This window comes from Neisseria perflava, from assembly GCF_019334725.1.
GTDB lineage: Bacteria > Pseudomonadota > Gammaproteobacteria > Burkholderiales > Neisseriaceae > Neisseria > Neisseria subflava_A.
In genome coordinates, this window is sequence record NZ_CP079818.1 from 1,813,659 (window position 1) to 1,830,409 (window position 16,751).

The following is a 16,751-nucleotide window of genomic DNA, read 5'->3' on the forward strand; positions in this document are numbered from 1 at the left end:
TTATAAAAAGGCCGTCTGAAATTTCAGACGGCCTTTTTCTCACACTTATTTCTTCCAATATGCCGGAGTTAGCAAAATCAGAACGGTAAAAATCTCCAAACGTCCCAACAACATCACCGCCGTACACAGCCATTTCTGCACATCGCTCAGCACAGCATAATTATGTGACGGACCGACTGCCCCCAAACCCGGCCCTGCATTGGTAATACAGGCAATGACTGCCGTAAAGGCGGATAAAAAGTCCAAGCCTGCCGCCATCAGTAAAAAGCTGAATACGATGACCGTCATAAAGTAAATAAAGATGAACGACATGACGGTCAGCGCCATGCGATCCGGAATGGAACGGTTGTTGACCTTTACCGTACGAACCGCACGCGGGTGCAGCAAAATCAACATTTCGCGCAAGCTGAATTTGAATAACACCAACGCACGCACGTTTTTAATACCGCCCCCCATAGAGCCTGAACTTGCCAATACGTTCGACAGGAAAAACATCCACAGCGACACAATCAACGGCCATTGGGCAAAGTCTGCATTGGAGAAACCGCTTGCCAATCCGATGGACACAAAGTTGAAGCTGACAAAGCGCAAAGCTTCGCCAAGGCTTTGATAAACGTCCTGCTGCCATAAATACAATGCCGAAATCAAAATACTGCCCGACAAAACCAGCAGCATGGTGCGGCATTCTTCATCTTTCCAATACACCTGCAAGGAGCGGTTGCCCAGCGCAGTAAAGTGGCTGGCGAAATTGATACCGCCCCAGACAGTAAAAAACATCAACGTCCATTCGACTGCTACAGAATTAAAATAGGCAACGCTGTCATCATGTGTCGAAAAACCGCCCAAGGCCACAGCCGACATCGCATGGCACAAGGCATCAAACCAGCCCATGCCGGCAATATGCAAGGATACAAAGGCGGCAGCAGTTGTCAGCGCATAGGCAAACCACAGCCGTTTAGCCACTTGCGAAATGCGGGGAGCCATCTTGCTTTCCTTATCCATACCCGGAATTTCCGCTTTGAAAAGCTGCGTCCCTCCCACACCCAACATCGGCAAAATCGCCACAGCCAACACGATAATACCCATACCGCCAAGCCAGTTGAGCATGTGCCGCCAAAAATTCACCGACGGTGCCAGCGTATCCAAGCCGGAAATCACTGTTGCCCCCGTTGTCGTCAGCCCCGACATCGCTTCAAAAAACGCATCGGTGAAACTCATGGACGGCATATAGAAATAAATCGGCATCGCCGCCACGACGGCAAAGGCCAGCCACAGCATCAATACCAGGGTAAATCCGTCACGCGGCCGCAATTCACGATTGAAACGCAGAGTCAACACCCAAGTAACGCACGACACCAGCAATACCGTCAAAGCCGTGTAGGCAAACACGAAAAACGCGCTGTCGTGATAAAAATACGACATCAGTGTCGGCACAGCCAACAGCAGTGAAAACAACAGCCCCAGCTTGGACAATACATGGACAATCGGCATCACCTTGCTTACCGCACCACCCAATCTGAAACCCTTATACAAATACATCATATCCCTATCATCAGAAAACAAAATATTCAGACGGCCTCATGAAAAAATAGGCCGTCTGAAACAGCATATTTTATCAAAATGCCGCAACCCCGTGATAAAGAAAAACCAAAAAACACTTGCCTGCTCTTTTTCTAAGAGTATAATGTTATACCATAACACTCACTGGAGAAAGAAATGAAACCCGATATCCACCCAGACAACTATCGTACCGTCCTGTTTTACGACAGCGGTGCAGACCAAGGATGGCTCATCCGTTCATGCGCCAATACCCACGGAAAGACCATGGTTTGGAAAGACGGAGTAGAGTATCCCCTCTTCTCTCTTGATACCTCTTCCGCGTCCCACCCCGTATACACAGGCAAACAACGCAACGTCAATATTGAAGGTCGCGCCAGCAAATTCAACCAACGTTACCAATCCATGATGTCTTCTTTCAGAAAGGATAAATGATGCAAGTCCTCTCATCTCTGAAAACTGCAAAAAAACGACACCGCGACTGCCAAATTGTCCGCCGAAAAGGCAAAGTGTACGTCATTTGCAAGAGCAATCCCCGTTTTAAAGCACGCCAGCGTTAAGCTGTCCCATCCTTCTTTCAATGTAACTCTCTGAATTTTCCGCACTTTCGTTTACCTCTAGCGCAAGTGCGGCTTTTTTTCAAACGGCATTAATCATTCATATCAAAACTACAAAGAATCCTGCCATACTCCCGGAAACAGGAAGGAAAAGTAAATAATGGTTATCCCTATTGTGAAGCCATAAAGATATTTATAACATGCCGCTACATTCTTCCTTCAACACTGACCATAGGAGTCAAAAATGAAAGTAAAAGCCCTGCTTGCAATTGCCGCCGCCATGAGCCTCGCTGCCTGTGCCGCACCTGAAGCCCATCGCCATGACCATGGTCAACGTCATGAGCACAATCATGCACACGAATATGGCCACCAACATCATGACATGCATAACCATGGCCGTGTTCAATCATTCAGCTGCGAAAACGGCCTGTCTGTACAAGTCCGCAACCTGAGCACCAACCAAGTTGAACTGCGTCTGGACGACAAAGTTGCCACCCTGTCTTCTGCCGTTGCAGGTTCAGGTGAACGCTATGTTGCCAAGCAAGGTTTGTTCGGCAAAGGCGCTGAATGGCATCAAAAAGGCAGCGAAGCATTCTTCGGCTTCACTGACCCATACGGCAACAAAGTAGAAACTTCTTGCTCTGCACGTTAATTTCTACTAAGCAATAGAATAGCTAAAGGCCGTCTGAAAACTTGTTTCAGACGGCCTTTTATATTGGATAAAACGAAAGAGAAATATAGTTTCCGTTCAATGAGAAAATGTAAATATGAGGCTATTTGAAGGTTCAAAATACATCCATACCCCACAGATAGTAAGGCCCTTTGAAAAGTGCTTTCTACGAGAATATATTTCTCAATATACGTCAAATCCACTATACCTATACTGACTATCTCTATTTATCAAAACTACAAATCCCAATTACCCTTCAAAATCAATCCGTTATATGAAACAGATTCAATAAACAAAGGCCGTCTGAAAACCTATTTCCAAAGTTTTCAGACGGCCTTTATCTTAGACCAAACCATTAAGCGTAATATCTGTCTTCGCCTTTACCGTCAACGTTGTCGGCACAACGTTTACAGATGGTTTCATGGCCTGCAACTGCGCCTACATCGTGGGTGTAGTGCCAGCAGCGTTCGCATTTTTCACCATCGCTGGCTTTAGCGGTTACAGCAAGTTCATCACCTACTTTCACTTCTGCTTTAGACACCAGCAAAGCAAAACGCAATTCTTCGCCCAAAGTGTTCAGATAATCGGCAATTTCTTCCGGAGCCGTAATTTCGGCTTCGGCTTGCAATGAAGAACCGACTGTTTTATCCGTACGCAGAGGTTCGATGGCGGCAGTTACTGCTTCGCGTGCTTCGCGGATTGCCGTCCATTTTTTCACCAATTCGGCTTCGGCTTTTTCATTGATAGATGGGAACTCATGCCATGTGTGGAAGAGGACGCTGTCTTCTTCGCCGCCACCGATAATATCCCATGCTTCCTCGCCGGTGAAGCACAAAATCGGAGCAATCAGCAGAACCAAACTGCGTGTGATGTGATACAGGGCAGTTTGCGCGCTGCGTCGTGCATGGCTGTCTGCTTTGGTGGTGTAGAGGCGGTCTTTCAGAATATCGAGGTAGAACGCGCCCAAGTCTTCCGAGCAGAAAGAAACAATGTCTTTTACGGCAAAATGGAAGGCATAGCGCGGATAGTAATCGCCTGCCAGACGCTCTTGCAGCTGACGTGCCAATACCACGGCGTAGCGGTCGATTTCGACCATGTCTGCCTGCGGTACGGCATCTTCAATAGGATTGAAGTCGCTGAGGTTGGCAAACAGGAAGCTCAAGGTATTGCGGATACGACGATAGCTTTCAGTTACGCGCTTAAGGATTTCTTTGGAAATCGCCAATTCGCCGCTATAATCGGTAGATGCCGCCCACAGGCGCAGGATGTCTGCGCCGAATTCGTTGTAAACTTCTTGCGGTGCAACAACGTTACCGATGGATTTCGACATTTTGCGGCCGTTTTGGTCAACCACGAAACCATGGGTCAGCAGCTGTTTGTATGGCGCGCGACCCATTGATGAGGCACAACCGGTCAACATAGACGATTGGAACCAGCCGCGGTGTTGGTCGCTGCCTTCGAGGTAGAGGTCGGCGGGCCATTCCAATTCTTCGCGTTGTTTCAAGACGGAATAATGGGTCGAGCCGGAGTCGAACCATACGTCCATAGTGTCGGAAAGTTTGTCGTAATTTTCACAATCTTCCGCGCTCAAGAGTTCGCTCTTATCAAGAGAGAACCATGCTTCGATGCCTTTTCCTTCGATTTTTTGGGCAACTTTTTCCAACAACTCGGCAGAGTTTGGATGCAATTCACCAGTCTCTTTGTGAACAAAGAAAGTCATCGGTGTGCCCCAATAGCGTTGGCGAGAAACCACCCAGTCAGGACGACCTTCAATCATGGCTTCTAAACGCGCACGACCCCATGATGGGAAGAATTCGGTGTCATCAACGGCTTTGATGGCTTTGTCGCGCAGGGTTTTACCGTCGGCACCTGCTTTGTCCATACCGACAAACCATTGGCCGGTCGCACGGTAAATCAGCGGGGTTTTGTGGCGCCAGCAGTGTGCATAGCTGTGTTCGATTTTGCTGCTTGCCAAGAGGTTGCCGGTTTCTTCCAACCATTGCAGGATAACGGGATTGGCTTCCCAAACTCGCATACCAGCAACACGAGGTGTTTCACTGATGTATTTGCCTTCGGCATTTACAGGGTTGTAAAGCTCAATGCCGTATTTATTGCAGACAGCGTAGTCTTCCAGACCATGAGCAGGCGCAGTATGCACCAAGCCGGTACCGGCATCGGTGGTAACGTGGTCGCCATTGAGCATGGGAATATCGCGTTCGAGGAACGGATGATTCATGTGCAGGTTTTCCAGCTTGTCACCTGTGGTTTCTGCCAATACATTTAGGTCGTCTGAAGCAAAACCGTAGCGTTTGAGCGCATCTTCTGCCAAATCTTTAGCCAACACCAATTTGCCTTTAGGCGTATCAATCAGTTGATACACCACGTCTGCGCCAGCTGAAACAGCTTGGCTCGCAGGCAAAGTCCAAGGCGTGGTTGTCCAAATAACGGCAAATGCTTTGCCTTCGATACTTGCCAAACCGAATGCGGCGGCAAGCGCGGCAGTGTCTTTAAACGGATAACCGACGTCAATCGCAGGCGATACTTTGTCTTTATATTCCACTTCGGCTTCGGCCAGCGAAGAGCCGCAGTCCAAGCAGAACTGAACCGGTTTCGCGCCGCGGTAGAGATAGCCGGATTTGTAGATTTCGCCGAGCATACGCACGGTATCGGCTTCGGTTTTGAAATCCATGGTCAGGTAAGGATTATCCCAGTCGCCCAACACACCCAAGCGAATAAAGTCTTTTTTCTGGCGGGCAATCTGTTCGGCGGCATATTCGCGGCACAATTCGCGGAAACGGGCTTTAGGCATATCTTTGCCGTGCAGTTTTTCTACCATTACTTCGATAGGCAAACCGTGGCAGTCCCAACCCGGTACATAAGGCGCGTCAAAACCGGCTTGGGTTTTGCTGCGGATAATGATGTCTTTGAGAATTTTATTGACGGCATGACCGATGTGGATGTCGCCGTTGGCATACGGAGGACCGTCGTGCAGAATAAATTTCGGACGGCCTTTGGCGATTTCTCGCAGTTTTTGATAGCGTTTTTGCTCGTACCAGCTTTTCAGCCATGCAGGCTCGCGCTTGGCAAGATTGCCGCGCATTGGAAACGGGCTCTCGAGCAGGTTTACGGTTTTACTGTAATCGGTCATTTTTTGATCTCTATTGTTGCGGTATTTCGGTTTCAGACGGCCTGATTGCTCATTTTGAAAAGAACAGGCCGTCTGAAAAAATTCAAAGGACTTATTGTAGCCCAATTGTCTTGATTTTATAAGCTTCTAGAAGCGTTTCTATGCTTCCCAAACCCTTGCATCTTCCATATCTTGCAAAATTTGGGTTTTCAATGCTTCGATACTCTCAAATTTTTTCTCGTCACGCAGTTTGTGCAGGAAGCGAACGAAGATACGTTGTCCGTACAAATCGCCGTTGAAATCGAACAGATGGACTTCCAGCTTTTGCGAGCGGTTGTTGCTGACAGTGGGGTTAAAACCAAAGCTGGCAACGCCTCGGCGCGTACCGAATGTGCCATCTGCTTCAACGACAAATACGCCGCTTAGCGCATAATGATACGGAGGAAGCTGGACATTGGCGGTAGGCGCGTTGATGGTGCGGCCGAGTTTTTGTCCGTGTTTGACCTTGCCGCTTAAAACGTAATCATGGCCCAATAGTCTTTTGGCGTATTCCAACTTGCCGTCTGAAAGGGCTTGGCGGACGGCGGTACTGCTGGTACGGATGTCTTCAACGATAACGGACGGCGTGCGCTCGGTTTGCATATCGGGCTGTTGAGCCAAGAGTTCAAAACAGCCTTCACGGCCGGCACCGAAACGGAAATCGTCGCCAATCAACAAATAACGCGTGTTGAGCGTTTGGCGCAAAAGCTGGTCGATAAACGCTTGCGCGCTCATATCGGAGAAAGCTTGGTTAAAACGCAAGACCCAAACGGCATCCACGCAGCCGGTTTCACGCAAAAGGCGCAATTTGGTACGCAGCGGGCTGATGCGGTAAGGCAGCTTTTTCCCGGCTTTGCGCGCAAAAAATTCTTTGGGCTGAGGCTCAAAAACAACAACGACAACAGGCAGACCGCGCTGGTCTGCCTCTCGTTTGAGTTTTTGTAGAATGTGTTTGTGCCCGAGGTGTACGCCATCGAAGTTGCCGATGGTTACGGCGGCTCCTTGCGGAAATTTGGGCGCGTGTCGCTGTCCAAGCCAGATGTTCATGGGTGGTGGGTATTGTGTTTGAATAGGCGGCTATTGTAAACGTTATTGCCGTTTCAATAAACCTTAGGCCGTCTGAAACCAATAAATATATGCTTTCAGACGGCCCTAAAGTTTGTTAATACCTTACCACCACCAAGGATAACGGCCAAACGGATAGCCCCAATCGTCGTAATAACGATAGTAACGGGCTTCGCGCAGCTGTTCTTGAGAAATATAGTTTTGCCATGCCATTTTGTAGCAGGCTTGGAACATCGGATCGGAAACTTTGTCGATATATTTGAGGCGGAAGGCTTTTTGTTCCGCAGTTGCGGCACCGGGTTTGCCTTCTTCGTCAAATTTGCGGCGGATCAGCGCGGCAGTCTCCTGATCGCATTGGGCAGCAAGATGTACTTGAAGATCCTGCTCATAGCGTTTCTGCGCTTGGGCGCGTGCGGCTTTTTGCTCAGGCGTGGTGGCGCAGGCGGCAAGTAATGCGGCAGCACCAATCAATAAAGTCAGGCGGATAGGATTCATCGGATGTTTCCTTATAGTCATGTATAGCTATTAATGTACGCCCTCATTGTGTAATGGGCAAGTGTGGCAACTTGGGAACACTTTAGATTATTTGTTCTTATCGGCAGACAGTTGCATATAAAATACACCCTATATGAATGTTTAACTCCAAACCCACTCAATGAACGCTGACAAACCGCCCCACTCCTACAGATTGCGCCACCACAGGCAACACACGCCTCCGTTTTGGCAGGCGGATCGCCCGTATCTGCACGAACACAATATTTCCGATGCCCGTTTCAGACGGCTGGGCTACATCATGGCCTTTCTTGCCGGTGCGATTAATGCGGGGGGATTCTTTGCATTTGCGCGCTATATTTCCCACGTAACCGGCTCCATGTCTCTTTTGGCTGATGTGCTGTATCTCCAAGACTGGTGGTCTGCCGCGGTGACTTTCATCAGCGTGTTGTGCTTTGTTGCCGGTGCCGCGCATTCGGGTTGGGTGATTTTATGGACGCAACAGATGCGTTTTCGTGGCAGCTTTGGGTTTTCCATGTGGCTGGAAGCAGTTTATCTGTTGATATTCGGTTGGTTCGGTATTGCTGCGATGGAATGGGATTTTGGCGGCTCTGATTTTATTATGCCGTCTTTGGCATTGTTTTTATTGTGTTTTATTATGGGCATGCACAATACGGTTATCACGCTTCTTTCCGGCGGCGCCATCCGTTCCACCCACATGACCGGTACGGCGACCGACTTGGGCATTGAAATTTCACGCGCACTTTATTATTCCAAACAACATCATCCGCGCCTGCCGCACGTCCGCGTCAACAAACCGAAAATGTGGCTTTTAAGCGGCTTGATGCTGTCGTTTTTACTGGGCGGCGTGGTTGGCGCATGGGGTTATCATCTGGTCGGCCATCATTTCGCCCTGCCCGTTTCCGCCGTTTTGCTCATACTGGGTGCGGGCTCGGTGGGATATGACGTCAAGGTCAGATTGAAATGGGCATTCATCAACTGGTATCGCCGCAAGCAGAAAAAACGGAAGAAACTGTAAAAAACTTTGCTGGTTATTTCACGGCAAAACGGCCAAGCTGCCAGAAAAATGCAGAAATGCTTCAGAATTATGTTAACTGGCAAATATTTTCGTAATATCGGGTTAAACCCATTCTTTTGCGTTTCGGATATTGGGTATCATAAATCCGTAATGACCCACGCGGTTTTTATTCATTTTTTTCAGACGGCCTAAGCCGTCATCTAAAAAGAGGATACGACATGAAATTCTTGAAACCCCTGACCGTTATTGCTACTGCAATTCCTTTGGCACTCACCGGCTGTGTGACCGATCCTGCTACCGGTCAACAATCCGCCAGCAAAACCGCCATGTACGGTTTGGGCGGTGCGGCTGTTTGCGGCATCGTTGGTGCGCTGACCCACGGTGGTAAAGGCGCGCGCAACTCCGCATTGGCTTGTGGTGCAGTAGGTGCCGGTATCGGCGGTTACATGGACTACCAAGAGAAAAAACTGCGTCAAAGCTTGGCCAACACCAACATCGAAGTTGAACGTCAAGGCAACCAAATCAAACTGGTTATGCCTGAAAACGTAACCTTCGCCACCGGCAGCGCTGCCCTGAGCGGCCATGCTCAAAGTGCCTTGTCTGCCGCCGCGCAAACTTTGGTTCAATATCCTGACACCACTTTGACCATCAACGGCCACACCGACAACACTGGCAACGATGCCATCAACGAGCCATTGTCTCGCAACCGCGCCGAATCCGTTGCCACCTTCCTGCAATCCCGCGGCGTAAGCAGCACCCGTTTGAGCACTTTCGGTTACGGCTCCCGTCAACCCATCGCCTCCAACGCTACTGTTGAAGGCCGCGCACAAAACCGCCGCGTTGAAATCTTGATCAACCCCGACCAACGCGCCATTGACGCCGCTAAAAAACAAATGTAATCCGACATCTGTCTGATTCCCATACTTAAGGCCGTCTGAAATTTCAGACGGCCTTTTTCTTTGTAGATTTTGTTTGCAATTTCTCCTCCTCAATCCAATCCACCATAAAATTTATTCCTTTATTAACAAGACTTTTCAATTTTTCCTTCAAAAAAACTGTATTAATACTCTAATTTTTACACTAACTTAGAGTATAATTCCTAAAATTTTAAAAACACGCCTCATGCCGTCTGAAAAACGGCGGCGAAAAACACACTTATTTATATACACATCAGTCCGTTATCCAATCTATTTCATAGGATTTCAGACGGCATCATCCAGAATCTATGAAGGAGCATCCATGCAAAACAACTTTGACCCATTGATTATCCGTGGCAAATCACTGATTCCCGTCGTACAAGGCGGTATGGGTGTAGGCGTTTCCGCATCAAAACTCTCCAGCGCGGTTGCGCGCGAAAACGGCGTGGGTACGATTGCCAGCGTCGATTTGCGCCACTTGCACGAAGATTTGCTGGCCGAATCAAAAATTGATTCCAGCGAAGAAAAATACACCCGCCTCAACTGCATCGCGCTTGACCGCGAAATCAAAAAAGCCAAAGCCGATTCAGAAGGCAAAGGCATGATTGCCGTCAACGTCATGAAAGCCGTCAAAGACCATGCCGCCTACGTCCGTCAGGCCTGCGAATCTGGTGCAGACGCGATTGTAATGGGTGCAGGTTTGCCTTTGGATCTGCCGGAAATGGCAGAGGGCTACCACAAAGACGTCGCCCTTTTTCCTATTTTGTCCGAATCACGCGGTATCAACATCGTTTTGAAACGTTGGATGAAAAAAGGCATCTTGCCCGATGCCATCGTTATCGAACACCCTGCCCACGCAGCCGGCCACTTGGGCGCTGCAACCGTTGACGGCGTGAACGATGCCAAATTCGAGTTCAAACGCGTTATTGAAGAAACGTTTGAAGTATTCAAAAACTTGGGCTTGGAAAGCGAAAAAATCCCGTTGGTACTCGCCGGCGGCATGGCAAACTTTGAAAAAGTCAAAACAGCCTTGAAAAACTGGGGCGCGTCCGCCGTCCAAATCGGTACCGCGTTTGCCGTGACCGAAGAAGGCGATGCCCACATCAACTTCAAAAAAACGCTGACCGGTGCGGAAACCGAACAAGTGATTGAATTCATGTCTGTTGCCGGTTTGCCTGCTCGCGGCGTGCGCACCAAATTCCTCGACAGCTACATCAAACGCGAGGCCAAATTGCAAGCCAATGCCAAAAACGATCCGCGCCGTTGCACCCAAGGCCTGAACTGCCTGACCAGCTGCGGTTTGCGCGACGGTTTGGCCAAAGCCGGTCAATTCTGTATCGACATCCAACTTTCAGCCGCATTCCGCGGTGAAGTCGATAAAGGCCTGTTTTTCCGCGGTAAAGACCCGTTGCCGTTTGGCAATGCCATCCGTACGGTTCAAGAAACCATTCATTATCTCTTGAACGGTTCCCTGCCCGCCGTCCCTGCCAAATAAACGCATCAATATTCAAAAGGCCGTCTGAAAACATTTAAACCCTGTTTTCAGACGGCCTTTTTGTCCCAATCCATCTAAAAAATGCTAAGATTATTGCCTGAATTTATCGGCAGAAACATCATGAACCCATTATTAAACCATCTCAAACCCTATCCTTTCGCCCGCCTGCGTGAAGCCATGCAAGGCATTGACGCACCCGCAGGCGTAACGCCCATTCACCTGCAAATCGGCGAGCCGAAACACCCGACGCCCAAAGTCATCACCGACGCGCTGACCGCCTCCCTGCACGAACTGGAAAAATATCCGCTGACCGCAGGCCTGCCCGAACTGCGCCAAGCCTGTGCCGAATGGGTGGCCCGCCGTTATGATGGTTTAAGCCTCAATCCCGACAATGAAATCCTGCCGGTATTGGGCAGCCGGGAAGCTTTGTTCTCTTTTATCCAAACCGTTTTAAATCCGGCTTCAGACGGCCCCAAACCGGTCGTTATCAGCCCCAATCCTTTCTATCAAATTTACGAAGGCGCGACTATTTTGGGCGGCGGTGAAATCCATTTTGCCAACTGTCCGGCGCCCAGCTTCAACCCCGATTGGAGCAGCCTGCCCGAAGACGTATGGCATCGCACCAAAGTCCTGATCGTCTGCTCACCCAACAACCCGAGCGGCAGCGTCCTGCAATTAGAAGACTGGAAAGAAATTTTTGATTTACAAGACAAATACGGCTTCGTTATTGCCTCTGATGAATGCTATTCCGAAATCTATTTTGACGGCAACAAACCAATCGGAGGCTTGCAGGCTGCGGCGCAATTAGGACGCGGCACGCGCAACATTATTATGTTCACCAGCCTGTCCAAACGCTCCAACGTCCCCGGTTTGCGTTCCGGCTTTGTCGCAGGCAATGCCGAGTTGCTCAAAAACTTCCTGCTCTACCGCACCTACCACGGCAGCGCGATGAGCATTCCCGTCCAACGCGCCAGCATTGCCGCTTGGAACGACGAAGAACACGTCATTGACAACCGCCGCCTCTACCAAGATAAATTCGACCGCGTCATCCCTATTTTGCAACAGGCATTCGATGTCAAACTGCCTGACGCGTCGTTCTACATTTGGCTGAAAGTTCCCGACGGCGACGACTTGGCATTTACGCGCAACCTGTGGCAGAAAGCCGCTATCCAAGTGTTGCCCGGCCGCTTCCTCGCCCGCGATACCGAACAAGGCAATCCGGGCGAAGGCTACGTCCGCATCGCTTTGGTTGCCGATGTGGAAAGCTGCGTCAAAGCGGCTGAAACTATGGTTGCTTTATACCGCCGATAAAACAAAGGCCGTCTGAAATTTCAGACGGCCTTTTTATTAAATAATCGGATAATTTATATGGTGAAGTCCAGAAGGTAGAAATCTTCTTTACCTACGCCGCATTCAGGGCATTTCCAGTCGTCGGGAATATCTTCAAACTTGGTTCCGGCAGGCAGGCCGTGCTCGGGATCGCCGAGGTCTTCGTCGTAAATCCAGCCGCAAGGGCCGCACATATATTGAGCCATTTGGTGTTCCTTCCATTTTGAAAGGCCGTCTGAAACCGTATTTTCAGACGGCCTTTCGTGTGTCTTATTGTTGATATTTTGAATTTATTGCGCTGCTTCCAAAGCGGCTATTTCTTTACGCAGGTGTTTGATGGCCGGTGTTACGATGGCGACGAACATGGCCTCGCGGACGCGGCGTTGCGCCGGACTGCGCATCAGATAGCCTTTCGCGCCTGCATGCAATGCGGCAGATTGAGTGGCGTTCAGTGCCAACACAGCAGCCGCTTCACGCAGTTTCAAGGTTGCCAGAGTGTCAGGTTTGTTGTTCCACGCATCATCGGCAAGGCGTTCGGTTTCCGCCCATGCGCCATCCAATGCGGCTTTCAAATCATCGTAGCTGTGGTCGAGGTAAGCGTTCACTTCCGCGTTCACTACATTGGCCATGCGGATAATACCGAGCGCACCGTCAATCACACCGGCGCCGATACCCATTTGCAGCAAGATGAAACCGGCTTTAATAGTCGGAATATAAGACTGGAACTGCTCAGGCGTAGCAATCACATCTTCATCCGGAATAAACACGTCTTTAAAATTCAGGCTGTAAGTGCGCGTGCCTTCCAAACCGCAGAATTCAGGGCAATCTTGCAGGGTAACGCCTTCCCATTGGCCGCCGGTGATAAACATCACATAGCTGTCGCCGATTTGGGCGGTATTTGCCCAAATGTGGTCTTCGCCGATATTAGATACCCAAGGCAAAGCGCCGTTGACTTTGTAGCCGCCTTCAACGCGCTCGGCTTGCAAGTTGTGTTTTTCGATACCGGCAAGGTGTTTGACGGTATTGGACATGCCCGTACCGGCCAAAACTTTGCCCTGCAGAATATCGGCCAAATATTTGTCTTTAACCGCTTGGTTGGGGGATTGGTGCAGATACCACGCGCAAGCCGCCTGACACCATGCGCTGAACGAAGTCGCGCCGCATTCTTTACCGATTTCGCGCAATACGGCGATTTGCGTTGCCAAACCCAAACCGTTACCGCCTTCTTCAACCTTACCGGTCGCGGCAAAACCGCCGATTTTGCCCAATTCCAGCATAAATTCTTTTGGGTACAGGCCTTTACGGTCGATGTCGTCCACCAATGGTTTCAGCTTGCTTTTAACGAGTGCGGCAACATTGTTCAGTAAAGCTTCGCGTGTCATGATTTTTTCCTCTGAATAAGGTTTGAAGCGTAGATGGTTCTACTTATGAATTATTCTTGGCAACAAGGATATCCTTGCTTTTTGCTAAAAGGCCGTCTGAATTTTCAGACGGCCTTTTTTGATGAGATTAGGCAAATGCCTGCAATTCAGGGTTGATTTCGGTTTTGGCAAGGTTGTTGACGTAGTTGCACAAGGTTGCCAAAGCAACGCCCATGACGACTTCAACGGCTTGCTGTTGGTTGTAGCCTGCATCGAAGAAAGCTTTCAGCTCGTCGTCGGATACCGCGCCTTTTTTCGCCATAATGGCCTGGGTGAATGTCGCCAAAGCACCCAGTTTGGCATCGTCAAACTCGCCTGCAGCCAATGCGCGTGCGGCTTTGATGGATTGTTCGGACAGCAGTTTTTTCAGGGTGGCCAGTTTGGTGTGGCCGGCAACGCAGAAACCGCATTCGTTGGTACGGGCGGCGATGATTTGGACAACTTCAACTTCGCCGTCAGTCAGGCTGTTGGCCGCATTCAGCTTGCCAACTTCTTGATAAAACGCCAAAGCTTCAGGCGCATTGGCCAAAACGCCGATCAGGTTAGGAATAAAGCCGTTGTTTTTCAATACGGCTTCAACGCGTGGTTTAGCAGCTTCAGGAGCGGTTTCAACTGTGTGTATGGTCAAGCGGGACATGTGTATAACCTTCTTATTTGGTGAAATGAAGTGTCCATCATAAGCCATCTGCCTCCATCAGAAAAAGACTTATTGGTTATTTACCGTGAACCAAAAGTTATAAGGCCGTCTGAACGGATTCAGACGGCCTTATCAAATGATTCAATTCATTATTTCATAAAGTTTTTCAGCAGCATAGAAGCAATGTCGTCCAAGCCGAAGCCATCCGCATCTTGAGCCGTGCCGTTAGGTGTGGCTTTATCTACCAAGTCAGGCAATACTTTGGCCAACAAATCGCCTGCTTGACCGGCATCCACGCCGAATTTTTGCGCGATTTGGTTTACCGTATCGCTGCCCAAAGCATTTTGTAGGTCGCTGCCGGACACAGGCAGGTTGCTGGATTGGTTGGAAACCCAGCTGCTCAGGGCATCGCCCAAACCGCCTTGTTGCAGTTGGTTGATCAGGTTGCCCACACCGCCTTGCTGTTTCACCAAATCCATCGCCATATCGGTCAGAGAACCTTGTGCGCCGTTTTCGCTGTTGCCACCCAACATTTGGGTAGCCGCATTCAAAAGATTGTCCATGAGTGCCATGACTTTTTCCTTGTATTTGTGTCTAAAAAAGAGAACGGAGTGTAGCAAAATTTGCACTGAAAAAAATCAGACTTAACCAAACTAAACCTCTTTTATCTCAAAGCCGTAATAAAACCAAGGCCGTCTGAAATCAAGTTTCAGACGGCCTCTATAACGAACCATGTGCTATTCTTCGCGGCCATTGAAATACTCGGCCGCTCCGCCTTCAAAAAAGCCTTGCAAAATCGCCTGCGCCGCTACTTGGTCAAGCACGGATTTTTGTTTTCGGCCAAACACTTGGGCTTCAGCAAGCAGGCTTTCCGCGTATAGGGAAGACATCCTTTCGTCCACCCAATAAACCGGCAAATTAAAACGTCCGTGCAAACGGCGGCCAAACTTGCGGCTCAAACGGGTCAGCTCATGCTCCGTGCCATCGGTATGCGTCGGCAGGCCGACCACAAAATACTTGGGCTGCCATTCTTTGACCAGCTTGGCAATGGCCTCAAATTTTTCATCGTTGCTGTTGCCGGTTACCGTCGCCAGCGGATGAGTCATACCCAACTCAGCGTCGCCCTGCGCCACGCCAATACGCGCCTCGCCGAAATCAAAGGCCAAAACCGTACCTTTTGGTGCATCAGGCATGGCCGACTCCTGAAACTAAGGCGTTCGGATTGACACCCAATTTTTCAAAAGCGGCGGCATAACGAAGCTCGTAAGGCACATCAAAAAGAATATGCTCGTCCGCAGGGACGGTCAGCCAAACATTTTCTGCCAGCTCGCGCTCCAACTGCCCTTTGCCCCATTTAGAATAACCGATACTGATCAAAGCCTTATCCACCGCACCTTCTTTAGACAGGTTTTCAATCACATCGCGCGAAGAAGTCAGCGCCACGTTATCGGTTACCACCATGCTGTTTTGCCAGCGGCCGATCGGCGTATGCACGACATAGCCGCGCTCAATCTGAACCGGCCCGCCCATCATCACGTTTTCATGTTGCAGGCGCAACGGGATATTGCGGTCGGCGGCGGCAAAAATCATGTCCATGGTAATCGGCGAAGGCTTGTTGATGATGATGCCCAGCGCACCTTCTTCATCGTGTTCGCACACATAAATGACCGTATCCGTAAAAAACGGATCGTCCATATGAGGCATAGCAATCAGGAAATGGTTGGCTAAATTCATATTCTTCTTAATCTATTAAGCTGATTTTATTATTTTTGGCCGTCAGAAATCGGCGCGTCCACCACGCAGGCGCCATAAACTGCGCCGCCTGCCGGTACCGGCGCATCGGTTTTCGCATGGGCAAAACACGATACCGCGCTCAAAGAGTTCTTCGGCGAACCTTGAACGATTTTATCGCTGTACACCAAATAAGCGAAAGACTTACGTTTCGGATCGTAGTAGCGGATAATCTGCTGGCTCTTAAATGCTATGCTAGCACTGCGTTTGAACACTTGTCGCGGTTTCAAAACTTCAGACTCGTTATAACGGATGACTTCCGCACTTTGCACGCAGGAAACCGATGCGTCGCTGGCATCTTCTTCCAGATTGACCGTTTCTTTCAAACCGCCTTTTTTCGCGTACGAAATATAACAGGCAACCCCCTGCACATCAGGATCATCAAAACCTTCCACTTCAATACGGTCGTTTTTACCCAACATATGAAACACCGTACTGGCGCGTCCGATTTTATCGGTATCGTTACCGCAAGCCGCCAAAATCATGGCGCCCAACACTACTAATAAATATTTTTTCATAATATCCTGTCAATGCAGACTGTTAGTTTTCAGGCAGGCAGAATCATATCCGCCTACTCCATCATTACTATATAAGACCGTTCGTCCATATTGCAAC

At 49.4% G+C, this 16,751-nt stretch carries 18 protein-coding genes; 7 read left to right on the forward strand and 11 right to left on the reverse strand.

The window, feature by feature from the left end:
• Positions 1-45: 45 nt before the first annotated feature.
• The gene (locus LPB400_RS08690) at positions 46-1,542 is read right to left on the reverse strand and encodes a TrkH family potassium uptake protein (protein WP_070461601.1); all 1,497 of its coding nucleotides are present in this window, start codon (positions 1,540-1,542) and stop codon (positions 46-48) included.
• A 174-nt stretch (positions 1,543-1,716) separates the two neighbouring features.
• Here LPB400_RS08690 and LPB400_RS08695 point away from each other — a divergent pair, with 174 nt between their 5' ends.
• From LPB400_RS08695 to LPB400_RS08705, 3 genes are all read left to right on the forward strand, one after another.
• Positions 1,717-1,992 carry a type B 50S ribosomal protein L31 gene (locus LPB400_RS08695; RefSeq protein ID WP_049328620.1) on the forward strand — a complete coding sequence of 92 codons (276 nt, stop codon included), beginning with the start codon at positions 1,717-1,719 and terminating at the stop codon, positions 1,990-1,992.
• Positions 1,992-2,117: a type B 50S ribosomal protein L36 gene (gene ykgO / locus LPB400_RS08700; RefSeq protein ID WP_003685279.1), complete on the forward strand. Its 126-nt coding sequence runs from the start codon at positions 1,992-1,994 to the stop codon at positions 2,115-2,117. The genes LPB400_RS08695 and ykgO overlap by 1 nt, the downstream gene beginning before the upstream one ends.
• Positions 2,118-2,358: 241 nt before the next feature.
• Positions 2,359-2,766: an MliC family protein gene (locus tag LPB400_RS08705; RefSeq protein WP_219088755.1), complete on the forward strand. Its 408-nt coding sequence runs from the start codon at positions 2,359-2,361 to the stop codon at positions 2,764-2,766.
• 373 nt (positions 2,767-3,139) lie between these two features.
• Here LPB400_RS08705 and ileS read toward each other — a convergent pair whose 3' ends face one another.
• The 3 genes from ileS to LPB400_RS08720 form a co-directional block, all read right to left on the reverse strand.
• The gene (ileS, locus tag LPB400_RS08710; protein ID WP_070461642.1) at positions 3,140-5,932 is read right to left on the reverse strand and encodes an isoleucine--tRNA ligase; all 2,793 of its coding nucleotides are present in this window, start codon (positions 5,930-5,932) and stop codon (positions 3,140-3,142) included.
• A gap of 138 nt (positions 5,933-6,070) precedes the next feature.
• Entirely contained in the window at positions 6,071-6,997 is a 927-nt protein-coding gene (gene ribF / locus LPB400_RS08715) for a bifunctional riboflavin kinase/FAD synthetase (RefSeq protein ID WP_070461603.1), read from the reverse strand.
• Between the two features lie 123 nt (positions 6,998-7,120).
• The gene (locus tag LPB400_RS08720; protein ID WP_049331430.1) at positions 7,121-7,510 is read right to left on the reverse strand and encodes a hypothetical protein; all 390 of its coding nucleotides are present in this window, start codon (positions 7,508-7,510) and stop codon (positions 7,121-7,123) included.
• A gap of 160 nt (positions 7,511-7,670) precedes the next feature.
• On the opposite strand from LPB400_RS08720, the gene LPB400_RS08725 reads away from it, so the two are divergent.
• The 4 genes from LPB400_RS08725 (at position 7,671) to dapC (ending at position 12,269) form a co-directional block, all read left to right on the forward strand.
• Entirely contained in the window at positions 7,671-8,546 is an 876-nt protein-coding gene (locus LPB400_RS08725; RefSeq protein ID WP_107791951.1) for a YoaK family protein, read from the forward strand.
• Between the two features lie 218 nt (positions 8,547-8,764).
• The gene (locus LPB400_RS08730) at positions 8,765-9,445 is read left to right on the forward strand and encodes an OmpA family protein (protein WP_049328625.1); all 681 of its coding nucleotides are present in this window, start codon (positions 8,765-8,767) and stop codon (positions 9,443-9,445) included.
• A 340-nt stretch (positions 9,446-9,785) separates the two neighbouring features.
• The gene (locus LPB400_RS08735; RefSeq protein ID WP_219088758.1) at positions 9,786-10,958 is read left to right on the forward strand and encodes an NAD(P)H-dependent flavin oxidoreductase; all 1,173 of its coding nucleotides are present in this window, start codon (positions 9,786-9,788) and stop codon (positions 10,956-10,958) included.
• Positions 10,959-11,078: 120 nt separating this feature from the next.
• On the forward strand, positions 11,079-12,269 hold the full coding sequence (dapC, locus tag LPB400_RS08740) for a succinyldiaminopimelate transaminase (protein WP_219088760.1): 1,191 nt from the start codon (positions 11,079-11,081) through the stop codon (positions 12,267-12,269).
• A gap of 53 nt (positions 12,270-12,322) precedes the next feature.
• Here the strand turns inward: dapC and LPB400_RS08745 are convergent, their stop codons facing one another.
• The 7 genes from LPB400_RS08745 to LPB400_RS08775 form a co-directional block, all read right to left on the reverse strand.
• The gene (locus LPB400_RS08745) at positions 12,323-12,493 is read right to left on the reverse strand and encodes a rubredoxin (RefSeq protein WP_063068841.1); all 171 of its coding nucleotides are present in this window, start codon (positions 12,491-12,493) and stop codon (positions 12,323-12,325) included.
• Between the two features lie 84 nt (positions 12,494-12,577).
• Complete coding sequence (locus LPB400_RS08750) at positions 12,578-13,669, reverse strand: acyl-CoA dehydrogenase family protein (RefSeq protein ID WP_219088762.1); 1,092 nt, start codon at positions 13,667-13,669, stop codon at positions 12,578-12,580.
• Positions 13,670-13,796: 127 nt separating this feature from the next.
• Positions 13,797-14,345 (reverse strand): carboxymuconolactone decarboxylase family protein, encoded by a 549-nt coding sequence (locus LPB400_RS08755; protein WP_070843271.1) that lies wholly within the window; start codon positions 14,343-14,345, stop codon positions 13,797-13,799.
• Between the two features lie 149 nt (positions 14,346-14,494).
• Complete coding sequence (locus LPB400_RS08760; protein ID WP_003684921.1) at positions 14,495-14,917, reverse strand: YidB family protein; 423 nt, start codon at positions 14,915-14,917, stop codon at positions 14,495-14,497.
• 165 nt (positions 14,918-15,082) lie between these two features.
• The gene (ruvX, locus tag LPB400_RS08765; protein ID WP_003680463.1) at positions 15,083-15,538 is read right to left on the reverse strand and encodes a Holliday junction resolvase RuvX; all 456 of its coding nucleotides are present in this window, start codon (positions 15,536-15,538) and stop codon (positions 15,083-15,085) included.
• Positions 15,531-16,079 carry a YqgE/AlgH family protein gene (locus LPB400_RS08770; protein WP_049322876.1) on the reverse strand — a complete coding sequence of 183 codons (549 nt, stop codon included), beginning with the start codon at positions 16,077-16,079 and terminating at the stop codon, positions 15,531-15,533. Before LPB400_RS08770 ends, ruvX begins: the two co-directional genes overlap by 8 nt.
• A gap of 29 nt (positions 16,080-16,108) precedes the next feature.
• A complete protein-coding gene (locus tag LPB400_RS08775; RefSeq protein WP_070843272.1) occupies positions 16,109-16,654 on the reverse strand; it encodes a CreA family protein in 546 nt (181 codons plus the stop codon).
• Between the last annotated feature and the right edge of the window lie 97 nt (positions 16,655-16,751).